Origin of the sequence: Stenotrophomonas sp. Y-13, assembly GCF_046267925.1 — a bacterium.
GTDB classification, from domain to species: domain Bacteria; phylum Pseudomonadota; class Gammaproteobacteria; order Xanthomonadales; family Xanthomonadaceae; genus Stenotrophomonas; species Stenotrophomonas acidaminiphila_A.
Genome location: NZ_CP176501.1, coordinates 1,635,912 through 1,658,992 on the forward strand (window position 1 = coordinate 1,635,912; position 23,081 = coordinate 1,658,992).

The window sequence follows — 23,081 nt, forward strand, 5'->3', positions numbered from 1 at the left end:
CCACGGGGCGGCGCCAGCAGCCGGAACGACAGGGCGGGCGCCGCGGGGCGTCGGCTGCCGGCGCGGGCCGGGCTCAGCCGGCGTGATCGTCGCGCCTGGACAGCCAGCCGTGGATCAGCCCGGCCTGGAAGAACCGCACCGGGGGCTGGAAACCACCCGCGGCGATGAGCGCGGCGATCTGCCCCGGCGGCAGTATCCCGACGTCCCGGGCATAGGCATCGCGCATGCGTTGCATGGCGTCGGCGGAAACCTCGGCCGCGGCCATCATGTTCATCCACGCGCGCAGGAGCACGTCGTAGGGGGGCGACTGCACGTCCGCGGCCAGGTCGGAGCTGGCGAGGATTGCGCCCGGCGCGAGCCGGTGCGCGATTTCCCGGAAGAAGCCGGTGCGGAGCGTCGTATCGAGAATGAACTGGGAGACCAGGAAGCAGGTGGCCGCGTCGAAGCGGCCGCTGTCGGGCAGCGATTCCAGGTAGCCTTCATGGAAGTGGCAGCGCGCCGACAGGTTCTCCCTCGCGGCGGCCTGGCGGCACAGGGCGAGCATCGCGCCGGACGGTTCCACCGCGGTGAACTGCCAGCCGGGGTGGTTGCGGGCCAAATGCAGCAGTTCCGCGCCGGTACCGGCCCCGACACAGAGGATGCGGGCATCCGCGGGCAGTGCGGCGAAGGCCGAATCCAGCAGCAGGTGCAGGCAGTCGCGGATCGGGTGGGTCCTGGCCCACTGCGCGTCGTAGCCGGCTGCCTGCTGGTCGAACAGTCGCGTGATCTCGTTCTGGTTCACGGCCTGCGCGCCTGCGGCCGGGTCACGGTTGGCCGAGCGTGATCCGCAGCGGTCCGCTCGCGGGCAGGGCGACCCTGACCGGTAGCGACTCCACGTCACCGTCCTGGCGCATCGCGGTGCCGCTGGCGGACAGCCGCGCGAACACCTCGACCTCGCCCAGCGCGGAAAGCTTCTGCGTGGGCATCGGGCTGTCGGCGTCGTCCAGGGTGACGGTGAGCGGCCCGGCCTGCGCCGGATGCCGCTCGACCGCGACCGGCATCGGCGGGCCACCGGGGACCCGGGCGATGACGAACACGGTGTCCTTGCCGGTGGCGGCGCGGGCCTGCAGCGACGGCGACAGCGTGACCTCGACGGTGATCGCATGGGCGCCGGCGGCACCGCTGGCCGCGGCGGGCGTCGACGGCGGCATGCCGGCGTCGGCGCGGGCGGCGTCGATCTGTTCGCGCAACGCGGCGGCGGCGTTGGGATCCAGCCGCGGCAGCAGGCTTTCCCAGGTGCGCACGGCGGCTTCGTTCTCGCCACGCTGGCGCTGCACGATGCCGGTCAGCCAGAGCGCGCGCTGGTTGTCCGGCGCCACCTTGCGGGCACGTTGCAGCCATGCCACGCCGGTGTCGTCGAACAGCATCTTCGGATGCGCGCGGGCGCGCGCCTGCGCGGCTTCGACCAGCAGTTCCGGCTGGTCGGGATCCAGCTTCAACGCGCGCTCGAACGAGGCGGCGGCCTCGGCCACGCGCCCGAGTTCGAGCTCCGAACGTGCCAGCAGGACCCAGCCTTCGGCGCGCTCGGGGTGCGCTTCCAGCACCGTGCGCAACTGGGCGACCGCCTGCTCGAGGGTCTGCGGTGGCGCGGTATCCGGCGCCTGCAGCGCCGCCGGTGTGCCCAGCCACAGGTACAGGCCCACGGTGGCCACCGCCATGGCGCCGGCCAGGGTGCCCCAGATCGCGCGCTTGCCGGCGCGCAGCAGCGGCCACAGCATGGCGCCGCCGGCGACGGCGGCCAGCAGTGCGGCCAGCGACAGAAATACCGCTTTCACCATTCGCGTTCGTCCTGGTTCGCATCGTCGGCCGCAGGCGCGGGCAGGGCGCGGCCGCGCCGCTTCACATGCGCGTAGAGCAGCCCCGCGCCAGCCAGCAGCAACACGCCCGGGCCCAGCCACAACAGCAGGGTGCTGCCTTCCATGCGCGGGCGATAGAGCACGAATTCGCCGTAGCGCTCGACCAGGAACTGCTTGATCTGCGCATCGCTGCGGCCTTCGCGCATCAGGTTCAGCACTTCGCGGCGCAGGTCGTGGGCGATCTGCGCGTTGGAGTCGGCCAGCGACTGGTTCTGGCACTGCACGCAGCGCAGCTCGGCGGCCAGCGCGTGGAAGCGCGCCTCCTCGGCGCGGTCGCGGTACTGCAGCGGGGCCGGGTCGCCCATCGGCTGCGCCATCGCCAGCCACGGCAGGCACAGCGCCAGCAGCATGGCCGCCAGCCGCGTCATCGCGCGCGCTTCCCGCCAGCCCCGGCCTCGATCTTCTCCAGCGCCGGGATCAGCTGCCGGTCGAGTACGTCCTGGGTGATGGCGCCGCTGTACTTCCAGCGCACGATGCCGCTGCCGTCCACCAGGAAGGTTTCCGGCGCGGCGGCGATACCCCAGTCCAGCGCGGTGCGGCCTTCCTCGTCGGCCAACACCACCATGTAGGGGTTGCCCAGCTGCTCCAGCCAGCGCAGGGCGTCGGCGGGCGCGTCCTTCCAGTTGTAGCCGATCACGCGCACGCGCTTGGTCTCGGCGAAGCGGGTGAGGATCGGGTGTTCGTCACGGCAGGTCGGGCACCAGCTGCCCCACACGTTGAGCAGGTACGGCGCGCCGCGCAGGTCGTGGCCGCTGACCTTGACGGTCGGGTCGTGCAGCACCGGCAGCGAGAAATCCGGTGCCGGCTTGCCGATCAGCGCCGACGGCAGGCTGTCGCGGTCGGGCCGGTCGGAACGGCTGACGCCATAGAGCATCAGCCCGACCAGGCCGAGGAAGAACAGCGCGCCGATGATCAGCGCGACCGGTGGCAGGCGGTGGGGATTCGGATTGGAAGGCGTGTCGGACATCAGGGTTTCTCGGGCAGCCGGCGGAAGCGGCGGTCGACGGCGGTGACGAAGCCGCCCAGGGCCATCAGCAGCGCGCCCAGCCAGATCCAGCGGACGAAGGGCTTGACCTGCACGCGGACCGCCCAGGCACCATCGCCCAGCGACTCGCCGAGCGCAACATACACATCGCCGCCCAGCGCCGGATGGATGCCGGCCTCGGTCATCGGCATGCCGCCGCTGGCGTACATGCGTTTTTCCGGGTGCAGCAGCGCGACCTCGCGGTCGCCGCGGAACACACGCACGTGGCCGCGGTCGGAGTGGTAATTGGGGCCGTCGCTGGCATCCACGCCCTCGAATGCCAGGCGGTAGCCGCCGGCCTCGACCGTGCCGCCCGGCGCCAGTGCCACCTCATGCTGGATGCTCAGCGCCTCCACCAGCAGCGCGCCGACCAGGAACACGGCGATGCCGGCATGGGCGATCAGCATGCCCCAGGTTTCGGCGTTGGGGCGTCCGCCACCGCGCAGGCGCTGCCACAGCACGTACCCGGTGCCGGCCGCCACCCACGCCGCGGCGGCGATGCCGGCGGCGGTCTTGAGCTTGCCCTGCGGTGCCATGAACCAGCCCACCACGCCCAGCAGCAGCGCCAGCACCGCCCAGGGCGCCAGCAGCGCAAGCGGCCGCAGCCCCTGCTCGCGCTGCCAGCGGGTCAGCGGGCCGAACGGCAGCAGCAGCACCAGCGGCGCCATCAGCAGCAGGAACAGCGTGCCGAAGTAGGGCGGTCCCACCGAGACCTTGCCCAGGTCCAGCGCGTCGGCCAGCAACGGATACAGCGTGCCCAGCAGCACCATGGCGCAGGCGCAGCTGAGCAGCAGGTTGTTGGCCAGCAGCAGGCCTTCGCGCGAATTGAGCGCGTAGGCGCGGCGCGGATCGGCCGGGCCGCCCATGGCCGGGGCCCGCAGCGCGTAGAGCAGCAGCGCGCCGCCGATCACCAGCGCCAGGAACACCAGGATGAACAGGCCGCGCGCGGGGTCGGCGGCGAACGAGTGCACGCTGGTGAGCACGCCCGAACGCACCAGGAAGGTGCCGAGCAGCGACAGTGCGAACGCGGTGATGGCCAGCAGCAGGGTCCAGCCGATGAACACGCCGCGCTTTTCCGTGGCGGCCTGCGAATGCAGCAGCGCCGCGCCGGCCAGCCAGGGCATGAAGCTGGCGTTCTCCACCGGGTCCCAGAACCACCAGCCGCCCCAGCCCAGTTCGTAGTACGCCCACCAGCTGCCCAGGGCGATGCCCAGGGTGAGGAAGGCCCAGGCCACGTTGGTCCACGGCCGGGTCCAGCGCAGCCAGCGCACGTCGATGTGGCCGTCGAGCAGGGCGGCGACGGCGAAGGCGAACGGTACCGCGAACCCGACATAGCCCAGGTAGAGCATCGGCGGGTGGATGATCAGGCCGGGGTCCTGCAGCAGCGGGTTCAGGTCGCGGCCCTCGACCGGCGCCGGCAGCAGCCGCTCGAACGGGTTGGAGGTGAACAGCAGGAAGGCCAGGAAGCCCACGCTGATCAGGCCCATCACCGCCAGCACCCGCGCCATCACCACCGGCGGCAGGCGCCGCGAGAACCCGGCCACCGCCGCGGTCCACAGCGCCAGCACCAGGGTCCACAGCAGCAGCGAGCCTTCGTGCGCGCCCCACACCGCCGAATAACGGTAGATCACCGGCAGCAGCGAATTGGAGTTCTCGGCCACGTAGCGCAGCGAGAAATCCTGGCGCACGAAGGCCAGGGTCAGCACCACGAACGCGCCCAGCACCGCGGTCAGCTGCAGCAGGGCGGCGGGGCGGGCGATGGCGACGAACGGGGCGATGCCGCGCTGCGCGCCGACCAGCGGCAGGACGCTCTGCAGCAGTGCCGCCAGCAGCGCGAGGATCAGCAGGACCTGTCCGATCTCGGCGAGCACTCAGCGCGACTCCGCCGGGGTGGCCGTGGCCGGGACCTGGTGCTTGTCGTGGGCCACGCCCATCTTGTCGGCCAGTTCCTTGGGCATGTAGGTCTCGTCGTGCTTGGCCAGGACCTCCTCGGCCACGAACACGCCGCTGGCCATGCGCCCGGTGGCGACCACCGCCTGGCCCTCGCGGAACAGGTCCGGCAGGATCTTGTCGTAGGTCACCGGCAGCTGCGCGTCGCCGTCGGTCACCTCGAAGCGCGCCAGCAGTGCGCCCGGGGCGCGCTGGAACGAGCCCTTGGCGACCATGCCGCCGAGCCGGAAGCGGGCGTCGGGCGCGACCTTGCCGGCCTTCACCTCGGCCGGGGTGTACAGGTAGGCGATATTGCGCTGCAGGGCGGTGGCCACCAGCGCGGCGGCGATGCCGGCCACGGCAAGCACCAGCAGCACCAGCAGCAGGCGGCGGCGTTGGACCGGACTCATCGGCTCAGTTCCTGGTCGCCGGACGCGGCGGCCGCGGCAGTGCGGCTGGCGCGCGCCAGGCGGTTGCGTACCTCGCGCAGCTGCCGCCGCACCTGCAGGCGCGGGATGGCGAAGTCCCAGGCCAGGACCACGAAGAACACCGCGTAGGCCAGGGCGACGTACTGGAAATAGGTCATGTCAGTTTCTCCACGCGCTCGCGTACCCAGGCCTTGCCGGCCTCGCGGCGCAGGTTGTCGGCACGGGCGCGGGCCAGCAGCGAGCCGGCGAACCAGAACTTGGTGGCCAGCACCATCAGCCACAGCGGCAGGATCATGCTGCCGTCCATGCTGGATTCGCCGAACATGCGGATGGTCTGGCCCTGGTGCAGCGAGTTCCACCACACCACCGAATAGCGGATGACCGGCAGCAGCACCACGCCGACGATGGACAGCAGTCCGGCGGCGCGCGCGGCGGCGCGGCGGTCGTCGATGGCGCCGTACAGGCCCATCACCCCCAGGTACAGGAACAGCAGGATCAGCTCGGTGGTCAGGCGCGGGTCCCAGTCCCACCAGGTGCCCCACATCGGCTTGCCCCAGATGCTGCCGGTGAGCAGGGTGATGAGGGTGAAGGCGGCGCCGATCGGCGCGCAGGCCATGGCCAGGATCTCGCACAGCTTGACCCGCCAGACCAGGGCGATGGTGCTGTAGAGCGCCATCAGCCCGAACACGAACAGGCTCATCCAGGCCGAGGGCACGTGGATATAGAGGATGCGGAAGCTGTCGCCCTGCTGGTAGTCGGCCGGCACCACCGCCAGCGCCTGCCACAGGCCGAAGGCGAACAACGGCAGCGAGGCCACGTAACACCATGGCGACCAACGGGCGGCGAAAGCGTCGAAATAGGCAGGGGACCCCAGCCGATGGAACCAACCTGGCAAACCTTTGAACATCCGCTCGCTCGTCGAGGAAAACGATGGCGGGGTGGACCCCATCCACCCCGTTGCCGGGCACCGCGAAGCACGTGCGCCCGGCGGCTCGTGAAGATTAGCCCAAGACGGCGCAGTTGGCACGGCCAGCCCGCGCCGTGGCGGTCACTTCAGGGTGAGCGTGCCCTTCATCAGCGCCGCGTGGCCGGGGAAGCTGCAGAAGAACGACAGCGGCGCGCCGGCCGCGGTGAGCTTGGTCACCGGAATGCTGAACGAGGTGCTTTCGCCGCCGCCGACCACCTTGCTGTGGGCGATGACCCGGGTGTCCCCGGCCTTGATGTAGTCGGCGGCCAGCCCGGCCTTGATGCCGTCGGCGTCGATGCCGGCCATGTCGGCGGTCTTGGCGACGACCACGTTGTGGCCCATCACGTTCTTGGCCATTTTGCCGGTGTGCTTGAGGTTGACGGTGAAACTGGCGCAGCTCTTGGGCACGTCGATGTTGGCCATGTTGTAGCGCATGGCGTCGTTGCCTTCCAGGTTCACCGAGCAGCTGCCGGCGGCCTGGGCGGCACCGGCGGCGCCGAGGGCCAGGGTGGAAGCGAGGATCAGTTTGCGGAACATCGTCAAAGCTCCTGTCTACGGGGAGGGGCCGCCGCTACGGGCGGATGGCCGGCCATGCTGTCGCCGGCGTTTCGGGTTGACAAGCGACGTGATGTCGCAGGGGGGGGGGGCGGCCTGCGCCGCATCGTGCATGCTCAGTCCTCACCCAGGCTGGAAAGCCAGGACGAGACGGCCTGGATGCTGTCCGCGTCCAGCCGCCGGCCGATGCCGCCCATGATGAAGTCGCTGGTGGAGTCGTGCAGGTCGCCTTCGCGGTATTCAGCCAGCTTGCTCTGCAGGTAGGCCGCCTGCTGGCCGCGCAGGACCGGGAAGGTGGCGTACGGCGTGCGCCCGTTGCGGTCGGCGACATCGGCATCGCGCATGCCGCGGGCATCGGCGCCGTGGCAGCCCTGGCACGGGGGGATGCCCTTGGCGGCATCACCGTGCAGATAGAGCGCCCGGCCGCGTTCGAGCAGCGCGGCGTCCACCGGTTCGGCGGGCGTGTCGCCGGTGCCGGCCCGCGCCGCGGGCAGCGGCAGGCTGGCGTAATAGGCCGCCAGGTCGCGCATGTCCTGGTCGTCGAGGGTACTGACCAGGGGCGTCATCGGTGACAGATGGCGCCCGCGCTTCAGCTCGACCAGTTGCCAGTAGGCGAAGTCGGCGCGCTGCCCGCCGATATTGGGGAACGGCGGCGCGGTGCCGCCGCCGTCGTCGCCGTGGCAGGCGCCGCAGACCTGCGATTTCCGCTTGCCGGCGGCCGCGTCGCCACTGATGCGCGGGACCGCGCGCAGGTCGAGGTAGCGCGGATGCAGGGTGGCCGCAGGCGCGTCGCCGTCCGCGCCGCTGGCGACAGGGGCCAGGCCGGCCAGGCCGCCGGCAAGCACCAGCGGGAGCAGGGGGCATTTCATAGCGCCACCTCCAGCATCATTCCCAGCAGGTTGACGCGGTAACTCGACGGGCCGCCATCGACGTACACGCGGTGGTCGTAGACCAGCGTGTCCTCGAAGCCGAAGTAGTGCCAGTCCGAGAGGTTGCCGCGCTCCCAGGTGTCGAACACGCGCAGCCGCACGCGCTGGCCCAGCGGCATCGACAGCCCGGCGGTGAGCGAGTTGACCCGGTAGACCATCACCGGGTAGCTGCCGCTGGCCAGCGCCGCGTTGGCCGGCACGGTGAGCGCGCCGGGCGAATTCATGCGGTAGCCGGTGCGCCCGCGCGAGGACGTCCAGTTCCAGGCCAGGTCCAGGCTGGCGCGGCCGAGCCGGCGGCTGAGGTTCAGCCCGGCATAGTGGTTGCGCTGGGTATCGTCCATCCACCAGCGGTTGGCCTCGGGATAGGTGGGGCCGCCGAGCTGCGGGTCGCTGCCGACGGCATCGTTGACATTGGCGAATACCAGCTCGGAGCGGTCGTGGCCGTACCAGGCGCTGGCGGTGGTGTCCGGGTCCGGCTGCCATTCCCACTGCACGCTGGTGGCATAGCTGTCCAGCTTCTGCCGCCCGATCCGTGCATCGTAGTGGTTGCGGTCCGCGCGCGCGGAGACGTAGACGGTCATGTCGCGCGGCAGGATGAAGGTCGCCATCAGGTCCAGCTTGTGCTGGGTACGCGAGGCGATGTCGTATTTGCGCAGCGCCGCGACCGTGTGCGGCGGCAGGCCCCCGGTGGGTTCGACGAAGCCCGGCAGCGAACTGGAGAAAGTGAACTCGTACGGGTCGTAGTAGTAGCGGCTGCCACCGCGGTCCAGCCAGCTGTAGTTGGCGCGCAGGGTGAGCCAGTCGGCGGTGCGGTTGTTCCAGCTCAGCCTGAGCATGTTGTCGCGGGTGGTGGCGACCTCGCGGTGCGCACGCTCGATCCAGGTGAAGGTGTAGGTGGCGCCGAGCGTGTTGCGTGGCGACGGGCGCCAGTCCAGGCCGGTGGAGAGCTCGCGGGTTTCCTTGTCCAGCGGCAGGTTGCGGATGCGGGTGAGCACCGAGCGGTTGGCGCCGGGGTCCCATAGGCCCATCTCGCCGGGCACCACTGAGCCCTGCGCGCCGTTCTCGGCGATGTAGCCCCACTGGTCGGTCAGTGGGTTGTACGACCAGTAGGTGCCGGCGTAGTCCTCGCGCAGGTAGCGCGCGGTGCTGCGCCAGGTCAGGCCGTCCAGCGGCTGCAGCACCAGGCGCGCGTCGAGCTTCTGGTTGTTGATCGCCATGTCGGCGCGGTCGCGCGACAGCGCGGCGGTGGTGTTCCAGTCGGCGCAATTGGCCAGGAACGGCGGCGCCAGGTCCTGGCCGAACTGCCCCTGGCAATCCATCGGTGGCAACAGGCGGTCGTTCTGGCGCATCGTGCTCAACGACGCGGCGAGGGTGAAATCGCCCTTCCACGCCGGCAGCCGGCGGCTCACGCTGGCGCCAAGCCGGTGGTAGTCGTTGTCGGGCTCGTAGGCGAACGAGCCCTGGTACAGCGGGGGCGAATTGGCCCCGGCCACCGAGCCGACCGCGAACGGCACCGCGTAACTGAAACTGCGCTGGGCATGGCGGAACAGCGAGCCGGTGTAGCTGAACTCGCTGCGCCACAGGTTGCCGACGAAGCGGAAGCCGCCGCTGAAGTTGAGCGTGCTGTCGTCGATCGGGCGCGGGATCTCGTAGATGCCGCCGTTGTTGGCGAACGGGTAGTTGAAGAAGAACGGGCCGCCGAACGGGCGCGCACCCTTGCGCTCCTCGTGGGTGAGGCTCGCATAGGTGGTCCAGCGCGGATTGAGCAGGTAGTTGATGCTGACGCCCTGTTTGTCGCGCACCACGGCCAGGGTGATCGGCGGCTGCGCGGCGGAAACGGCCGCGACCTGCGCCGGACTGCTGCCGGCCGCGGCGAGCCCCGGCTTGAGCGTGAGCCGGTCGCTGCCCACGCCGTCCCAGATCGAGCGCGCGTTGCCACTGAGCACGTTGGGCGAGCTGCGCATGAAGGCCTGCACCCGGTAGCGCCCGGCCTGGCCGAACAACGCGCGGTAATACTGGTTGTCCCGGTCCAGCCGGCTCAGGCGCAGGTCGGCATAACGGCCGTCGCTGGCGCGGCGCAGGCTGAAGTCGGCCTGCAGCAGCAGACCGTCGTCCGGGTTGCGGAACCGCCGCCAGTTGGTATTGGCGGTGTCGCCGCTGACGTGCAGGTAGCCCAGTGCGACGTCGCCCGACCACTGCCAGCCACCGTCGCCGGCCGGCTTCAACGCCGGCACCTGCGGGTTGCAGCCATACAGGAAGCCGGTTGGCGTGCGCTTGGGGGTCGCCGTCAGCCAGCTGGTGCCGTCCGGGTCGCAGCCGCGCCAACCGACGCGGCCGGACGGGTCCAGCCAGTTGCCGAACTGCAGGTCGATGCCGGCGCCACTGTCCTGTGCCCGTGCCAGCGCGGCCAGCAGGACGAGGGGCAGCAGCGGCCAGCGGCAGGCATGGGGGCGTTTCCACATGTGCATGGCGTCCTCCCGTTACTTGTGCAGGCGTGGGCCGGAGGGGTGATTGGAGCCGTGGACCTGCGCGTGGCAGGTGATGCAGCCGCGGCCCATCAGGCGTTCGTCCGGTGTCACGCCATTGCCGAGCGACAACGCCGTCTGCAGGTCATTGGGGTGGCGGGTGTGCGAATGGCACTGCTGGCACAGCATCGGGATCGGAGCGACCAGCAGGGCGTGCTGGTTGGAACCATGCACCTGGTGGCAGTTGAGGCAGCTCTCGCGCACCGGCGCGTGTTCGAACAGGAACGGCCCGCGTTTTTCGGCGTGGCACTGGTAGCAGGTCTCGTTGACCGTGTCGGTCTTGAGCAGGGTGGCGTTGAGCGTGCCGTGCGGATTGTGGCAGTCCACGCAGCTGATCTGGCCTTCCGGCAGCGGCATGTGCGAGCGGCGGTTGAACTGCTGGCGGATGTCCTTGTGGCAGGTGGCGCAGGTCTCGCTCACCGACTGCTTGGCAGTCAGGCCTTCGGCGGAGAATTTCTGCATGGGATTGTGGCAGTCGCTGCACGACAGCTCGTTGCGCTGGTGGATCGAGCCCAGCCATGTGTCGCGCGGGCCGCCGGAATGGCAGCCCAGGCAGCTTTCGGTCTGGTTGGCCACGGGCGTGCCGCCCTCGTGGGTGAAGGCGATGATCGCGCCCTTGGCGGTCGGGTTGGCCGCATGCACCGAGCCTGGGCCATGGCAGGCCTCGCAGGTGGCGGTGGCCGGATTGGCGGCCAGCGCCACCTGCATGCCCAGCGCATGCGCGGTGTGCGCGAAGTTGTCGCTCTCCTTGGCATGGCAGGCCGTGCAGACCTGTTCGCCGACCGGCTTGGCCTCGGGGTGCGCCGTGTTGCGCGCGGGCACCGCGTCGGCGAAGCCGGGCGGGGCGTTGAAGCCATGCCCGGAAACGGAGGAGGCGAAGCGGGTCTCGGGGAGCTTGACCGCCTGTGCCGGGGCGCCGGCCTGGACCGGGGCCAGCCACGCCGCGGAAACCAGCAACGCGGCGGCAAGCAGCAATACGGATGCGAGATAGAACCGCACGTTCTTCTCCTTGTTGCCCCTGCCAAGGGGGATGGCAACAGCGTAATTGCGATTACGGTGCGATTTTGAGAAAGCAGGCGTTCAGGTCAAGCTGCAACGCAGCAAGCCGACGTTCAGGAACGGGGGAGGGCGCCCTGCAGGAACAACCGTACCGCCGAGCGGGTACGGGCCTGGATCCGCGGCAGATGGGTGGCGTCGACCCAGCCGCTGACGGACTGGATGATCAGCCCGCCGAAGACCAGCATGTAGAAGTGGTCGGCGGCCATGTCCGGGTCCTCGATGCGCAGGCGCCCGGCGCGCGCTTCGCGGGCGAAATACTGGCTCAACAGCCGTTCCATCGGCTGGATGCCATGGGCGCGGAACCAGTCGCGCAGGGCCGGTTGGCTGATGCCTTCTGCGGTGATGATGCGGTGGCAGGCGATGCGCGCGGGACTGAGGATCTCCTCGACCATGTGGCAGGCCGCTTCCTCCAGCGCCTGCCCGGGTGGCAACGGCGAATCCAGCAGGTCCTCCACCTCCTTGCCGAAGTCACGGATGCTGCGCTCCATCAGCGCGTGGACCAGGCCTTCCTTGTCGCCGAAGGCGCGGTACAACGTGGACAGCGAACCGCCGGCGCGCTTGACGATGTCCGCCAGGCGCGCGTCCTGGTAGCCCTTCTCGTTGAATACTTCGATGGCGACGTCCAGAAACCGCTCCACGCGCCGTTCGCCGCGACGTTGCAGCTCCACTGCCGGGCGTGGTGGAAGCGTGGGTTTTTCCGGGGGCGGGGGCGGTGGCTGGCGCATGCGGGGGTGCGGGTGGAGCCCGGCGCCAAGGATAGCGCCTGCGCTGCTCAGGAGCTGGCGATGCGGATCGCGGCCGCGGCGGTCAGCGGCGCCAGCAGCAGGCTCACCACCAGGCCCGCACCGAGCAGCAGCAGCGCGCCGCTGGCATCGAAGCCCTGTGCCGCCGCCGCCACCGCGCCGGCGCCGAACACCAGCACCGGCACGTACAGCGGCAGCACCAGCAGCGCCAGCAGGATGCCGGAGCGGCGCATGCCCACGGTGAGCGCGGCGACCACCGCGCCGAGCAGGCTCAGCAGTGGCGTGCCCAGCGCCAGCGACGCCACCAGTACCGGCAGCTGCGCGCGTGGCAGCTGCATCAGTTCGGCCAGCAGCGGACTGACCAGCACCAGCGGGAAGGCGGTGGTCAGCCAGTGCGAGAACACCCGCACCGCGACCAGCCATGGCAACGGCACCGGCGACAGCAGCCACTGTTCCAGCGATCCGTCCTCGGCATCGCCACGGAACAGGGTGTCCAGCGACAGCAGCCCGGCCAGCAGCACCGACAGCCACAGCACGGCCGCGGCCACCCGCTGCAGCAACTCCGGATTGCCGCCCAGGGCCAGGGCGAACAGCGCCACCACCAGCAGCGCGAACAGAATCGGCTGCGCGGCGTCGCCGCGACGCCGCCACAGCAGTTTCAGGTCGCGGGCGAGCAGCGCCCGGGCGGCGTCGAGCAGGGTGGGCTGCGGTCCGGGCAGGCTCATGCGGTGGCCTCCACCGCGGCAGGGCCGAGGGTGAGCGTGCGGTTGCGCACCGGTGGCGCGGCATAGGCGCCGTGGGTGGTGACCAGTGCGGCGCCGCCGCTGCGCAGGTGCGCGGAAATCATGCGGTTGACCAGGTTGATGCCGTCCAGGTCGAGATTGGCGTAGGGCTCGTCCAGCAGCCATACCGGTGCCGGCGACAGCCACAGCCGGGCCAGCGACAGGCGCTTCTTCTGGCCGGCCGACAGCTGCCGCACCAGGGTGTCCTCGTAGCCGGCCAGGCCGACGATGGCCAGGGCGTTGCCGGGCATCTGCCGCACCCGGCGGCCCTGCAGGCCGCACAGCACGTGCAGGTTCTCCAGCGTGCCCAGGTCCTGCTTGAGCGCGGGCAGGTGGCCCAGGTAGGCGATGTAGCGCGAGCGGTCGCCGGCGCCGGCGGTGCGGCCGTCGATCTGGATCGTGCCGTCGTCGGCGCGCAGCAGCCCGGCGAGCACGCGCAGCAGGGTGGTCTTGCCGGCGCCGTTGCCGCCCTGTACCAGCAGCGCCTCGCCGGCATCCACGTGCAGGTCCAGGGGCCCGAACACCGGGTCGTCGTTGCGGGTGAAGCGCAGTCCGCGCGCGTCGAGCAGCGGCGGGGTGTTCAGGGTCGCGGTCATCGGATCGGGCGCTTCCGTCCTTGGGTGGGAGCGCAGCCAGGCTGGCGCATCGGGCGCGACATTATAGGCATTGCCGCCGGTGCCGCAGCGCGGGCGAGGGCGGCCGTCGCCGCCGGCATTGCGTAAACTCGTCGTTTCCCTTCCCCGACGCCGACGCATCGATGCAACCGCAGACCAAGCTGCCCAAGGTGGGCACCACCATCTTCACCGTGATGTCGCAGCTGGCCGCCGAGCACGGCGCGGTCAACCTGGGCCAGGGCTTCCCGGACTTCCCGGCGCCGCAGCGGCTGATCGACGAGACCGCCCGTGCCATGCGCGAGGGCCTGAACCAGTACGCGCCGATGACCGGCGTGGCGCCGCTGCGCCAGGCCATCGCGCAGAAGGCATTGGACTGCTACGGCGCGCAGGTCGATCCGGATACCGAGATCACGGTGACCTCCGGCGGCACCGAGGCGATTTTCAATGCCATCCATGCGGTGGTGCGCGCCGGCGACGAGGTCATCGTGCTCGACCCGGCCTACGACTGCTACGAGCCGGCCATCGACCTGGCCGGCGCGCGCGCGGTGCATGTGGCGCTGGACCCGCGCACCTTCGCCGTGGACTGGGACAAGGTGCGCGCGGCGATCACCCCCAGGACGCGGATGCTGATGGTCAACACGCCGCACAACCCGTCCGGCGCGATGCTCTCGGCCGCCGACATGCAGGCGCTGGCCGACGTGCTGCGCGGCACCGGCATCTACCTGATCTCCGACGAGGTCTACGAACACATCGTCTACGACGGCGCCCGTCACGAATCGGCGCTGCGCTACCCGGAGCTGCGCGAGCGCGCCTTCGTGATCTCCAGCTTCGGCAAGACCTACCACTGCACCGGCTGGAAGATCGGCTACGCCATCGCCCCGCCGGCGCTGAGCGCCGAGTTCCGCAAGGTGCACCAGTACAACACCTTCACTACCTACGGCCCGGCGCAGTACGGCTTTGCGGCGATGATCCGCGACGAACCGGAGCACCACCTGGAACTGGGCGCGTTCTACCAGGCCAAGCGCGACCGCTTCCGCGAACAGCTGCTGACCACGCGGCTGCAGCCGCTGCCGGTCCCGGGCGGTTACTTCCAGCTGGTGGATTATTCGGCCATCAGCGACCTGCCGGACCACGAGTTCGTGAGGTGGCTGACCATCGACAAGGGCGTCACCGCCATCCCGCTGTCGCCGTTCTACGAAACCGCGCCGGCCGGGCAGCGCCTGGTGCGGCTGTGCTTCGCCAAGAACGACGCCACGCTGGATGCGGCGATCGAGCGCCTGGTGAAACTGTGACGGACGAAGCGCCCGGCAACGACTGGAAACTGACGTTGCGCTACGGGCGCGCCGCCATGCCATTCCAGCACTACGCGCTCATCGCCGATGGCGTTGCCGGCGCACTTGGGGACGGCTTTGATGCCGTCCTGGGCCGGCGGTGATGGCGATGAAGGGATGGGCAACGGATGCCGACACCGCCGCGGACCTGCGCCGTTTCACCAGCGGCAGGATCGGCTTCGAGATGGCGGGGCGGGTTGAAATCCACGAGACGCCGCCGGACCAACCGCCGCGCGAAAATCCTTTCGGCTACGACATCTGTTTCGTGCCTTATGACGGTGATACCGATGAATGACCTCCGCATTTCCCTCGTGCAGGGCGACACCCGCTGGCACGACCCGGCGGGCAATCGCGCGCATTACGGCGCGCTGCTGGCGCCGCTGGCCGGCAGCACCGACCTGGTGATCCTGCCGGAGACCTTCACCAGCGGCTTCTCCAACGACGCCATCGACAAGGCCGAGGACATGGACGGCCCGACCGTGGCCTGGATCCGCGAACAGGCGCGCGCGCTGGGCGCGGTGGTCACCGGCAGCGTGCAGTTGCGCGTCGATGGCGGGGTCTTCAACCGCCTGCTGTGGGCCACGCCCGATGGCGGGCTGTGGCATTACGACAAGCGCCACCTGTTCCGCTATGCCGGCGAGCACAAACGCTATGCGGCCGGGCGCGAGCGCCTGTGCGTGGAGCTGAAGGGCTGGCGGATCAATCCGCAGATCTGCTACGACCTGCGTTTCCCGGTGTTCTGCCGCAACCGTTTCGACGTCGAGCGCCCCGGGCAGATGGATTTCGACCTGCAGATCTTCGTCGCCAACTGGCCGTCGGCGCGCGCCCATGCCTGGCGCACGCTGGCGCGCGCGCGGGCGATCGAGAACCTGTGCTACGTGGCGGTGGTCAACCGCGTGGGCGTGGACGGCAACGGCCTGCATTACGCCGGCGACAGTGCGGTGATCGACTTCCTCGGCCAGCCGCAGGTGGAAATCCGCGAGCGCGAGCAGGTGGTGACCACCGTGGTCTCGGCGCAGGCACTGGCCGAGCACCGCGAGCGGTTCCCGGCGATGCTGGACGCCGATGCCTTCACCCTGGGCTGACCCGGGGCGACGCTGAACGCCGGCCGGATGGCGCGGCCGTTACCTGTCTGCGGACGCGTGCGCGCTGCTAGGCTCGCCGCGTCCCCTTGCGAGTGGAGAGCGAACCATGAAGATCCTGGCGGGAGCCCTGCTGCTGGCGGCTGCGGTTGTCGCACCGTCCGCCCACGCGGCCGGCAACATCGACTGCGAACTGCGTTTCAACCTGTCCGGCTGGTCGATCTTCTACAAGACCGCCACCGGCACCGGCACCATCACCTGCGACAACGGCGCCAGCATCCCGGTGAAGATCAGCGCCAAGGGGGGCGGCCTGACGGTCGGCAAGTCCACGGTCAGCGATGGCCGCGGCAGGTTCACCGGTGCCTACAGCGTCAACGACCTGATCGGCACCTACGGCGGGGCCGAGGTCCATGCCGGCGCATCCCGTTCCAGCAACGCCCAGGTAGTGACCAAGGGCGACATCTCGCTGGCCCTGGCCGGAACCGGTCGTGGCTGGGACCTGGGCGTGGGTTTCGGCAAGTTCGTGATCGAACGGCGCTGAATTTCCGCTGCCCGATGCCCGGTCGCCTGCCGGGCATCGGGTTCAGTTCTCCGTGGTCACCGGGAACGCCTTCAGCGCTGCCCACACGATGGGCTTGGCCCATCCGGGTACCTGGGTGAATTCCTCCCGCGTCGCGGGGCAGAGAATCCGTCCGCGTTCCACTTCCAGTACCAGCAGCGGCTCGACCCTGCCATCGGCGTCGGCCGCCCGGCTGTTGTCGTAGAGATGCAAGGCGGTGAGGTGCGGCAACAGCGCGATCAGGTTCAACCGCGAACTGTCGAAGCGCTGGCGGATCTTGCCTTCGGGTATGTCGTGGCCGCCGTTGGCGACGCGTCCAGCGACGCGCTGCAGGTGCAGTTCGATGCTTTCCAGCCCGCAGAACCAGAGGCTGACCTCGTGCTGCCGCGCACAGGCTTCGCGCAACAGGGCAGGGATGGTGTTCGCGCCCAGCGTGGTCTCAAAGGCGTAATCGACGTCGTTGGCCATGGCTGCGCGCAGCCGGCGTACGCCTTCCTGCCAGGCGGTCGCATTGGCCTCATCCTGCGGCCAGCCGCATTCGACCAGCCGGCGGGTAAATGCGTCCGGGTTGAACCAGACCGCGCCATCCTCTGCCAGCATCGCCCCCAGCAGCGAACTCTTGCCTGCGCCATTGACGCCGGCAAGCACCAGGATCTTCGCCATCGCTTACGACGACTTGCCCAGGACGATCGTGCGTCCGCGGCGGGCGGGGCGGGCCAGGGCGTTTGCCAGGCTGCCCGCCTGCAGCGTCGCCAGGTGGGCGTCGAACTCGGCCTGGAGGGCCTGCAGCGACTGTGCGCGCTGCGCCGCGGCGGAACGGCCGTTGGCCTGGTCAACCAGGCGCTGGTACTCCTCGGCTGAGACCACCACCGCCTGTGGATGATTGTGATTGGTGACGACCACCGCGCCGTTCCTGAGCACCTTGCGCATCAGTTCGGGCCAGCCTTTGGCCTTGACGTCGCTGGCGGGCGTCTTTTCCAGATCGGGCAGGTTCAGGGTCAGATCCATGGGGGCTGTCCAGCGAAGGGATAAGCTGAAAATATCCCAAATTTCCCATTTTGGGTAAATTTCGCATGGCCGGTTCAGGGTGGAGCGGGGAACCGTAAAGCAGAACGCCCGGCGCTGGGCCGGGCGTTCATGTCATGCACGGGCAGGCGGGCCGTGACGGCCGGCCTGCGCCTCAGCCGCCGCGCGGTCCGCGACCGCCGCCGCCGGGACGACCACCACCGGGGCGGCCGCCGCCCGGGCGGCCCGCCGGACGGCCACTGCCGCCGGGACGGTTGCCGCCGCGCGGTGCGCCGGAAGGACGGTTGCCGGCCGGACGCGCGCCGTACGGGCTGAAGCCCGGGGTGGCGTGGTCGGACGGGAAGCTCGGGGCATTGCCCGGATGGCCGTAGGGATGCTTGCGCTGGCCTTGGCCCTGGCTCTGGCCGGCGCCCTGGCCGCCGCCCTGCGGACGTCCCTGGCCACTGCCGCTGCGCGCGGCGCCGCCGGCACCCGGGCGCGGCTTGCCGTAGGGGCGGCCCTGGCCGTCGCCGGCCGGGCCACGGCCGGGACCGCGGCTGCCGGACGGACCGGCGTTGCGGTGGCCGCTGGGCCCGGTGCTCACGCCTTCGGGCACGTACCAGGTGCGGAACGCGGCGGGGTTGCCTTCCGGCAGGCTGCGGTCGCCCTTGGGCTTGCGCTGCTTGAACGGCTTCTGCGACTGCTTGGCCGCCGCTTCGCCGCTGACGGTCAGGCCGCCCTTGAAGCCGCCGCCCTTGCCGCCGCGGCCACGGCCGCGGTCTTCGCGCAGGGTGTCGAAGCGGCGCAGTTCGCGGCCTTCGTCGGCGGTGTTGTGGCCGTTGACGTAGGCATTGCCGCGGCCGCCTTCGCGCACGCGCACGGTGGTCTTGGCCGCCTTGCGCTGGCCGATCACCGGCTGCAGGGTCAGCGCCGAGGGCGCGCCTTCTTCCAGCTTCAGTTCGGCGCGCAGCGCCTCGACCTGGGCCTGGGGCAGTTCCACCGACTGCCCGCGCAGCAGCTCGCGCGGCAGTTCGACCTTGCCGTAGCGGGTGCGCTTGAGGCGGCTGACCTGACAGCCCTGCGATTCCCACAGGCGGCGCACCTCGCGGTTGCGGCCTTCCTTGACCACCACCCGGAACCAGTCGTGCGAGTCGGTGCCGCCGATGCGTTCGATCTCGTCGAACTTGGCCGGGCCGTCTTCCAGCGCGACGCCGCGGGCGAGGCGGTCGACGACGTTGTCCGGCACCTTTTCCTGGCCTTCCGGGGCACGCACGCGCACCACGTACTCGCGCTCAACCTCGAACGACGGGTGCATCATGGCGTTGGCCAGTTCGCCGTCGGTGGTGAGCAGCAGCAGGCCGGTGGTGTTGATGTCCAGGCGGCCAATGGCGATCCAGCGCGCGCCCTTGAGCGGCGGCAGCGACTCGAACACGGTCGGGCGGCCTTCGGGATCCTCGCGGGTGGTCACTTCGCCTTCGGGCTTGTTGTAGACCAGCACGCGCGACGGGTCGGTCAGCGCGCTGGCGACGAAGCTGCGGCCGTCGAGGTCGATCTTGTCGCCGCTCTTGACCGACATGCCGGTCTGCGCGGTCTCGCCGTTGACCTTGACCAGGCCGTCGGCGATGCGCTGTTCCAGCGCGCGGCGCGAGCCGAGGCCGGCCTGGGCCAGGACCTTGTGCAGGCGTTCTTCCAGCCGGGGCTGCTCGACAGCGGCTTCGCGCTTGAGCGAGAGCTTGTTCAACGACGGCTTGCGGGGGGTGTCACTCATTCTGTTTGGCTCCGGCCGGCGTTTTCTTCGTCGGCCTCAGGTTCGGGATCGGCTTCGTCAACAGCCACGGTCGTCGTCGCGACGGCGTTGTTTCCGGTGTCTTCCACTTCCGCCGCGCGCTCTCCCGGCGCGGCGTCGGGTTCGCCCGTGGGGGCGGTGTCGGGTGCGGCATCCCCGTCCTCAGGGGCGGCCGCGGTGTCGGTGTCGTCGCGCCCGGCAGCGTCGTCCGCTGCGGGGCTGGCCGTGGCGGCGAGCGGCGCGGCCAGCTGGCCGTCGTCGCCCAGCGGCAGCTGCGGCTCCAGCTCGCCGATGTCGCGCAGTTCGGACAGCGGCGGCAGTTCGTCCAGGCGCTTGAGGCCGAAGTAGTCCAGGAACGCGCGGGTGGTGCCGAACAGCGCCGGCTTGCCGGGCACGTCGCGGTGGCCGACCACGCGGATCCATTCGCGCTCTTCCAGCGCCTGGATGATGTTGCTGCTCACCGCCACGCCACGCACCTGCTCGATCTCGCCGCGGGTGATCGGCTGGCGGTAGGCGATCAGGGCCAGGGTCTCCAGGGTGGCGCGGGTGTAGCGGGTCTTGCGTTCGGTCCACAGCCGCGAGACCCAGCCGTGCACCTCGCGGGTGATCTGGTAACGGAAGCCGGAGGCGACCTCGACCAGCTCCACCCCGCGCCCCTGGCAGTCTTCGCGCAGCAGCTCCAGCGCGCGTTCGACGCTGCCCGGCGGCGCCGGCTGATCCTCGGGGAACAGCTCCTGCAGCTGCGCCAGGGTCAGCGGCTGGCTGGAGGCCAGCAGCGCGCCTTCGACGATGCGGTTGATCAGCGGTTGATCCATGGGGCGGGAATCGGGCTCAGGCGTTGGGGGAGTCGGCGTCGTTGAAGTCGCCATCGTCGAATTCGCTGGAGAACTGCAGCGGCGCGTTGGTGTTGCCGGCGGCCAGCGATTTCACGTAGATCGGCGCCAGCGGCGCTTCCTGGACGATGTCCAGCAGCTGTTCCTTGGCCAGTTCCAGCAGCGCCAGGAAGGTGACCAGCACGCCGAGCTTGCCTTCCTCGGCGGTGAACAGCGTCTCGAAGCGGTAGAACCTGCCGTCCTCGAGCTGTTCCAGCACATCGCCCATGCGCTGGCGCACGCTCAGTGCCTCGCGCTTGATCGCGTGGCCGCTGAACAGCTCGGCGCGCTTGAGCACGTCGTGCAGCGCCAGCAGCATTTCCTTCAGGTCCACCGGCGGCGGTACCTTGACCGTGGTCCGGTCCGGCACGAAGGCATGCGCCGGGGTGGTGTCGCGGTCCTGCCGGGGCAGGGCGTCGATGTCCTCGGCGGCCTGCTTGAAGCGCTCGTACTCCTGCAGCCGGCGCACCAGCTCGGCGCGCGGGTCGGCTTCCTCGCCTTCGTCGCTGGGCGGGCGCGGCAGCAGCATGCGCGACTTGATCTCGGCCAGCATCGCGGCCATCACCAGGTACTCGGCCGCCAGCTCGAAGCGCAGCTCCTGCATGACGTTGATGTACTCGACGTACTGCCGGGTGATCTCGGCGACCGGGATGTCCAGGATGTCCAGGTTCTGCCGGCGGATCAGGTACAGCAGCAGGTCCAGCGGGCCCTCGAAGGCGTCGAGGATGACTTCCAGCGCATCTGGCGGGATGTACAGGTCCTGCGGGATCTGCAGGACCGGCTGCCCATGCACCACCGCCAGCGGCATTTCCTGCTGCTGCGGAATGGTGGGCGGCGCTGGCGGGTTCGCGGCGTGCGCGAGTTCTGAAGTCATCAGGGCGACATCGGGTGTTGCGAGCCTTTACGTTCCGGGTTCCCGCCCGGGACAGGGTCCTGCCTTCTGGATTGAAAGCCATGCGCGCCTGTCCGGCGTGCGTGCACATCAACAACGCGACATGCCGCGCTGTCATGCGGCAACGTCATCGCGAGGAGGTCGTCTACACAGTCCGGGAAGGAATCGCGGATCGGTCGGACGGCGGTGGCCTTGCCTGCCGCCGCTCCGGGCCGTTACAGGCCGGCTGCGTGCAATGGCGTAAAGAGTAATCGCCCCGGCCGGGCGGTGTCCAGCGTCCAGGCGCTAGACTTGCCGGCCATCATTCAGCGGACAAGGAGCGGCGAGCCGTGTGGTATGTGATCGAAGGCTACGACGGGCAGGATGTGCTGGGCGCGCGCCTGGCCGCGCGGGCGGCGCACCTGGCGCGGCTGCAGGCACTGCAGGCGCAGGGGCGGCTGCTGCTGGCCGGCCCCTGTCCGGCGATCGACGCCGAGGACCCGGGCGCGGCCGGTTTCAGCGGCAGCGTGGTGATCGCCAGCTTCGACGACCTGGACGCGGCCCGCGCCTGGGCCGACGCCGACCCCTACGTGGCCGCCGGTGTCTACCAGCGGGTCGACGTGCGGCCGTTCCGCAAGGTGTTGCCGTGACCCGGGTCGAGCGGATCCGCGCCGCCCTGGAGGCCGCCTTCGCACCCAGCCGGCTGGAAGTGGAGGACGACAGCCACCGCCACGCCGGCCATGCCGGCGCGCGCGACGGGCGCGGTCACTTCAATGTGCTGATCGTCAGCCCGGCATTCGCCGGAAAGGCGCCACTGGCGCGCCATAGGGCGGTTTACGCGGCACTTGGCGACATGATGCAGACCGATATCCACGCGCTGTCGATCCAGGCGCGGACCCCGGCCGAGGCCGGCGCCTGATCCCGGCCGCGGACCGGGCCGCGCGCCCTGCGCGCTTCCGGTCGCGGCCGCGCGGGGCAAGGCGTACCCGGCGCCGGCCTCGCCTGTAACAAATTGTTTACAAATCGACATGGAAACGCTTACAGTCGCCGCGACCCCTGTCTGCGGAGGGTATGGCGGTGGCGAAGCAGGCGATCACCATCAAGGATGTTGCCCGTGAGGCGAAGGTCTCCGTCGCCACCGTGTCGCGTGCCCTCAACGGTCACGAGAACGTCGCCGAGCCGGTGCGCAAGCAGGTGCTGGAAGTCGCCCGCCGGCTCCGCTACGCCCCGCATGCCGCCGCGCGCAGCCTGAGCAGCCGCAGCACGCAGACCATCGGCCTGGTGCTGCCCGACCTGCACGGCGAGTTCTTTTCCGAACTGATGCGTGGCATCGACGGGGTCGCGCGCATGCACCGCTGGCACCTGCTGGTCTCCAGCTACCACGGCGACCAGGAACAGCAGGGCGTCGCGCTGCAGGCCATGCGCGGCCGCGTCGACGGCCTGCTGGTCATGTCGCCCTATGCGGCAGACGCGGGTTTCCTGATGGACAACCTGCCGCCGGCACTGCCCACCGTCCTGATCAACACCCCGGTGGCGGATGGCCAGTACCCGGCCTTCGGCATCGACGACCATGCCGGCGCCCTGGCCATGACCCGCTATCTGCTGGAGGCCGGGCACCGCCGCATCGCCTTCATCGCCGGTCCCGACGGCAACCATGATGCCCGCGAGCGCCTGCGCGGCTTCCAGGACGCGATGGCCGCGGCCGGCGCGCCCGCCGAAGGCCGCGTGCTGGCCGGCGGTTTCGACGAGGCGTCCGGGTACGCGGCCGGAAAGGCGCTGCTGCGCGAAGCGCACCTGCCCGATGCGGTGTTCGCGGCGAACGACATGATGGCGCTGGGTTGCCTGTACGCCTTCAGCCAGGCCGGCGTCCGCGTGCCGCAACAGGTCGCGCTGGCCGGGTTCGACGATATCCCGCTGGCACGTTTCGTTCACCCGTCCTTGACCACGATGCAGGTCAGCATCGCCGACCTCGGGGGGCGGGCGACATCGCACCTGCTGCACCTGATGGAGCGCGACGACGCGTCGGAAGGGGGCGCTGGAACGACGCTCGTACCCACCCTGATCGTGCGTGATTCGACGTCCCGACGAGAGCTTCCCTGATCCACCGCCCATGTGCCGGAATCCC

Annotated in this window: 28 protein-coding genes; 8 read left to right on the forward strand and 20 right to left on the reverse strand. The window is 70.2% G+C overall.

The window, feature by feature from the left end; translation table 11 throughout:
• Positions 1–73: 73 nt before the first annotated feature.
• The 15 genes from ACJ7VY_RS07385 to ccmA form a co-directional block, all read right to left on the reverse strand.
• On the reverse strand, positions 74–781 hold the full coding sequence (locus ACJ7VY_RS07385) for a class I SAM-dependent methyltransferase (protein ID WP_409476696.1): 708 nt from the start codon (positions 779–781) through the stop codon (positions 74–76).
• A 22-nt stretch (positions 782–803) separates the two neighbouring features.
• Positions 804–1,817 (reverse strand): tetratricopeptide repeat protein, encoded by a 1,014-nt coding sequence (locus ACJ7VY_RS07390; protein WP_409476697.1) that lies wholly within the window; start codon positions 1,815–1,817, stop codon positions 804–806.
• A complete protein-coding gene (locus tag ACJ7VY_RS07395; protein ID WP_293763358.1) occupies positions 1,811–2,263 on the reverse strand; it encodes a cytochrome c-type biogenesis protein in 453 nt (150 codons plus the stop codon). The genes ACJ7VY_RS07390 and ACJ7VY_RS07395 overlap by 7 nt, the downstream gene beginning before the upstream one ends.
• Positions 2,260–2,862 carry a DsbE family thiol:disulfide interchange protein gene (locus ACJ7VY_RS07400; protein ID WP_104938639.1) on the reverse strand — a complete coding sequence of 201 codons (603 nt, stop codon included), beginning with the start codon at positions 2,860–2,862 and terminating at the stop codon, positions 2,260–2,262. The genes ACJ7VY_RS07395 and ACJ7VY_RS07400 overlap by 4 nt, the downstream gene beginning before the upstream one ends.
• Positions 2,862–4,790 carry a heme lyase CcmF/NrfE family subunit gene (locus ACJ7VY_RS07405; RefSeq protein WP_240212661.1) on the reverse strand — a complete coding sequence of 643 codons (1,929 nt, stop codon included), beginning with the start codon at positions 4,788–4,790 and terminating at the stop codon, positions 2,862–2,864. Before ACJ7VY_RS07405 ends, ACJ7VY_RS07400 begins: the two co-directional genes overlap by 1 nt.
• Entirely contained in the window at positions 4,791–5,258 is a 468-nt protein-coding gene (gene ccmE, locus ACJ7VY_RS07410; RefSeq protein WP_313255597.1) for a cytochrome c maturation protein CcmE, read from the reverse strand. It abuts the gene before it with no gap.
• Entirely contained in the window at positions 5,255–5,434 is a 180-nt protein-coding gene (ccmD, locus tag ACJ7VY_RS07415) for a heme exporter protein CcmD (protein ID WP_312346527.1), read from the reverse strand. Before ccmD ends, ccmE begins: the two co-directional genes overlap by 4 nt.
• Entirely contained in the window at positions 5,431–6,183 is a 753-nt protein-coding gene (gene ccmC, locus ACJ7VY_RS07420) for a heme ABC transporter permease CcmC (protein ID WP_104938643.1), read from the reverse strand. Before ccmC ends, ccmD begins: the two co-directional genes overlap by 4 nt.
• A 141-nt stretch (positions 6,184–6,324) precedes the next feature.
• The gene (gene azu / locus ACJ7VY_RS07425; RefSeq protein WP_409476698.1) at positions 6,325–6,780 is read right to left on the reverse strand and encodes an azurin; all 456 of its coding nucleotides are present in this window, start codon (positions 6,778–6,780) and stop codon (positions 6,325–6,327) included.
• A gap of 134 nt (positions 6,781–6,914) precedes the next feature.
• Positions 6,915–7,667 carry a c-type cytochrome gene (locus ACJ7VY_RS07430; RefSeq protein WP_313255595.1) on the reverse strand — a complete coding sequence of 251 codons (753 nt, stop codon included), beginning with the start codon at positions 7,665–7,667 and terminating at the stop codon, positions 6,915–6,917.
• Positions 7,664–10,189, reverse strand: coding sequence for an MtrB/PioB family outer membrane beta-barrel protein (locus tag ACJ7VY_RS07435; RefSeq protein ID WP_409476699.1), 2,526 nt, complete (start codon positions 10,187–10,189; stop codon positions 7,664–7,666). Before ACJ7VY_RS07435 ends, ACJ7VY_RS07430 begins: the two co-directional genes overlap by 4 nt.
• Positions 10,190–10,207: 18 nt before the next feature.
• Positions 10,208–11,251: a DmsE family decaheme c-type cytochrome gene (locus ACJ7VY_RS07440; RefSeq protein ID WP_312346532.1), complete on the reverse strand. Its 1,044-nt coding sequence runs from the start codon at positions 11,249–11,251 to the stop codon at positions 10,208–10,210.
• A 113-nt stretch (positions 11,252–11,364) separates the two neighbouring features.
• A complete protein-coding gene (locus tag ACJ7VY_RS07445) occupies positions 11,365–11,949 on the reverse strand; it encodes a TetR/AcrR family transcriptional regulator (protein WP_233996334.1) in 585 nt (194 codons plus the stop codon).
• Positions 11,950–12,083: 134 nt separating this feature from the next.
• Positions 12,084–12,779, reverse strand: coding sequence for a heme exporter protein CcmB (ccmB, locus tag ACJ7VY_RS07450; RefSeq protein WP_104938649.1), 696 nt, complete (start codon positions 12,777–12,779; stop codon positions 12,084–12,086).
• Positions 12,776–13,432: a heme ABC exporter ATP-binding protein CcmA gene (gene ccmA, locus ACJ7VY_RS07455; RefSeq protein WP_409476700.1), complete on the reverse strand. Its 657-nt coding sequence runs from the start codon at positions 13,430–13,432 to the stop codon at positions 12,776–12,778. The genes ccmB and ccmA overlap by 4 nt, the downstream gene beginning before the upstream one ends.
• Positions 13,433–13,593: 161 nt before the next feature.
• Between ccmA and ACJ7VY_RS07460 the strand changes: the two genes are divergently transcribed.
• The 5 genes from ACJ7VY_RS07460 to ACJ7VY_RS07480 all read left to right on the forward strand — a co-directional run bounded on the left by ACJ7VY_RS07460 (position 13,594) and on the right by ACJ7VY_RS07480 (position 16,404).
• On the forward strand, positions 13,594–14,742 hold the full coding sequence (locus tag ACJ7VY_RS07460) for a pyridoxal phosphate-dependent aminotransferase (protein WP_240212668.1): 1,149 nt from the start codon (positions 13,594–13,596) through the stop codon (positions 14,740–14,742).
• Complete coding sequence (locus ACJ7VY_RS07465; RefSeq protein ID WP_409476701.1) at positions 14,739–14,885, forward strand: hypothetical protein; 147 nt, start codon at positions 14,739–14,741, stop codon at positions 14,883–14,885. The genes ACJ7VY_RS07460 and ACJ7VY_RS07465 overlap by 4 nt, the downstream gene beginning before the upstream one ends.
• A gap of 5 nt (positions 14,886–14,890) precedes the next feature.
• Positions 14,891–15,076 carry a hypothetical protein gene (locus ACJ7VY_RS07470; protein ID WP_409476702.1) on the forward strand — a complete coding sequence of 62 codons (186 nt, stop codon included), beginning with the start codon at positions 14,891–14,893 and terminating at the stop codon, positions 15,074–15,076.
• Positions 15,069–15,866 carry an amidohydrolase gene (locus ACJ7VY_RS07475; RefSeq protein WP_409476703.1) on the forward strand — a complete coding sequence of 266 codons (798 nt, stop codon included), beginning with the start codon at positions 15,069–15,071 and terminating at the stop codon, positions 15,864–15,866. Before ACJ7VY_RS07470 ends, ACJ7VY_RS07475 begins: the two co-directional genes overlap by 8 nt.
• Before the next feature lie 106 nt (positions 15,867–15,972).
• The gene (locus ACJ7VY_RS07480) at positions 15,973–16,404 is read left to right on the forward strand and encodes a hypothetical protein (RefSeq protein ID WP_104938654.1); all 432 of its coding nucleotides are present in this window, start codon (positions 15,973–15,975) and stop codon (positions 16,402–16,404) included.
• A gap of 42 nt (positions 16,405–16,446) precedes the next feature.
• Here ACJ7VY_RS07480 and ACJ7VY_RS07485 read toward each other — a convergent pair whose 3' ends face one another.
• The 5 genes from ACJ7VY_RS07485 to ACJ7VY_RS07505 form a co-directional block, all read right to left on the reverse strand.
• The gene (locus ACJ7VY_RS07485; protein WP_321990351.1) at positions 16,447–17,085 is read right to left on the reverse strand and encodes a hypothetical protein; all 639 of its coding nucleotides are present in this window, start codon (positions 17,083–17,085) and stop codon (positions 16,447–16,449) included.
• A gap of 3 nt (positions 17,086–17,088) precedes the next feature.
• Positions 17,089–17,430 (reverse strand): type II toxin-antitoxin system prevent-host-death family antitoxin, encoded by a 342-nt coding sequence (locus tag ACJ7VY_RS07490; protein WP_409476704.1) that lies wholly within the window; start codon positions 17,428–17,430, stop codon positions 17,089–17,091.
• A 172-nt stretch (positions 17,431–17,602) separates the two neighbouring features.
• A complete protein-coding gene (locus tag ACJ7VY_RS07495; RefSeq protein WP_409476705.1) occupies positions 17,603–19,195 on the reverse strand; it encodes a pseudouridine synthase in 1,593 nt (530 codons plus the stop codon).
• Positions 19,192–20,028 (reverse strand): SMC-Scp complex subunit ScpB, encoded by an 837-nt coding sequence (gene scpB / locus ACJ7VY_RS07500; RefSeq protein WP_409476706.1) that lies wholly within the window; start codon positions 20,026–20,028, stop codon positions 19,192–19,194. Before scpB ends, ACJ7VY_RS07495 begins: the two co-directional genes overlap by 4 nt.
• A gap of 16 nt (positions 20,029–20,044) precedes the next feature.
• Complete coding sequence (locus ACJ7VY_RS07505) at positions 20,045–20,959, reverse strand: segregation and condensation protein A (protein WP_104938658.1); 915 nt, start codon at positions 20,957–20,959, stop codon at positions 20,045–20,047.
• A gap of 347 nt (positions 20,960–21,306) precedes the next feature.
• Here ACJ7VY_RS07505 and ACJ7VY_RS07510 point away from each other — a divergent pair, with 347 nt between their 5' ends.
• The 3 genes from ACJ7VY_RS07510 to ACJ7VY_RS07520 all read left to right on the forward strand — a co-directional run bounded on the left by ACJ7VY_RS07510 (position 21,307) and on the right by ACJ7VY_RS07520 (position 23,056).
• Positions 21,307–21,606, forward strand: coding sequence for a YciI family protein (locus tag ACJ7VY_RS07510; protein ID WP_104938659.1), 300 nt, complete (start codon positions 21,307–21,309; stop codon positions 21,604–21,606).
• The gene (locus ACJ7VY_RS07515) at positions 21,603–21,875 is read left to right on the forward strand and encodes a BolA family protein (RefSeq protein ID WP_104938660.1); all 273 of its coding nucleotides are present in this window, start codon (positions 21,603–21,605) and stop codon (positions 21,873–21,875) included. The genes ACJ7VY_RS07510 and ACJ7VY_RS07515 overlap by 4 nt, the downstream gene beginning before the upstream one ends.
• A gap of 158 nt (positions 21,876–22,033) precedes the next feature.
• Positions 22,034–23,056: a LacI family DNA-binding transcriptional regulator gene (locus ACJ7VY_RS07520; protein ID WP_240212799.1), complete on the forward strand. Its 1,023-nt coding sequence runs from the start codon at positions 22,034–22,036 to the stop codon at positions 23,054–23,056.
• Positions 23,057–23,081: the final 25 nt, after the last annotated feature.